We start from the raw sequence: 1,199 nt of genomic DNA on the forward strand, positions 1-1,199 counted from the left end.
GGAGGCTGGGCGGGATATGGCGTAAGCCGCTGGCATCGCGAGCCGCGCGGCGGCCAACGCTGGCTGGTGATCGAGCTTGATCCGCAGGAGGGCGTGCGGCGTTGCTGCAGCGGCTGCGGCCAGCCCGTGGCGGCGATCCACGACCGCACGGTGCGGCGGATCCGCGACCTGCCGGTGTTCGAGGAGTCGGTGGAGCTGCGGGTGCAACGGCTGCGCCTGGCCTGCCCGCGCTGTGGTCCCCGGCTGGAGCAGTTGGACTGGCTGGACCGGCATGCCCGGGTGACCCGGCGCCTGGCCCGCAGCGTGGCGCGCCTGTGCGCGGTCACCTCGGTGCGGCACGCCGCGCAGTGGCATGGCCTGGACTGGAAGACGGCCAAGGCCATCGATTACCGGCACCTGGAGCGCACGCTGGGGCCACCGGACCTGGACGGGGTGCGGTTGCTGGCCATGGACGAGTTCGCGATCCAGAAGGGCCATCGCTACGCCACGGTGGTGGTCGATCCGCAGCGCAAGCGAGTGTTGTGGGTGGGCCGCGGCCGCAGCCGGGCCGAGGTGCGTCCGTTCTTCGAACTGCTGGGTCCGCAGCGCTGCGCGCAGATCCGGGCGGTGGCCATGGACATGAACACCGCCTATGACCTGGAGGTGCGCCAGCACTGTCCCAACGCCGAGGTGGTCTACGACCTGTTCCATGTGGTGGCCAAGTACGGCCGCGAGGTGATCGACCGGGTCCGGGTGGACGAAGCCAACCGGTTGCGTGGCGACACGCCCGCCCGGCGCGTGGTGAAGACCTCGCGCTGGCTGCTGCTGCGCAACCGGGAGAACGTACCGGCGGACAAAGCCGTGCACCTGGACGAACTGCTGGCAGCCAACCGCGCCTTGCTCACCGTCTACCTGCTCAAGGACGACCTCAAACAGTTGTGGCGATATCGCAGCCGCGCCTGGGCGTTACGCGCCTGGAAGCAGTGGAAGCGCCGGGCCCTGCGCAGCGGGCTGGAGCCGCTGAAGATCTTCGTCCGGCGCCTGGAGCCCTACCTGCCCGGCATCCTGGCCCACTGCCGGTGGCCGCTGGGCACCAACCTGGTCGAGGGCATCAACAACAAGATCAAGGTCATCAAGCGCATGGCCTACGGCTTCCGCGATGACGCCTACTTCTTCCTCAAGATCCGGGCGGCCTTCCCCGGAGTTGGGTGAAGAACCAA

At 69.2% G+C, this 1,199-nt stretch carries 1 protein-coding gene; it reads left to right on the plus strand.

Going from position 1 to position 1,199, the window contains the following annotated elements:
• Window positions 1–1,191, plus strand: a 1,191-nt coding sequence (locus CSC68_RS15740; RefSeq protein ID WP_162204536.1) for an ISL3 family transposase, incomplete at its 5' end; no start/stop codon positions are given.
• Window positions 1,192–1,199: the final 8 nt, after the last annotated feature.

The sequence above is a fragment of the Pseudoxanthomonas suwonensis genome (genome assembly GCF_010093235.1).
Lineage (GTDB): Bacteria > Pseudomonadota > Gammaproteobacteria > Xanthomonadales > Xanthomonadaceae > Pseudoxanthomonas > Pseudoxanthomonas suwonensis.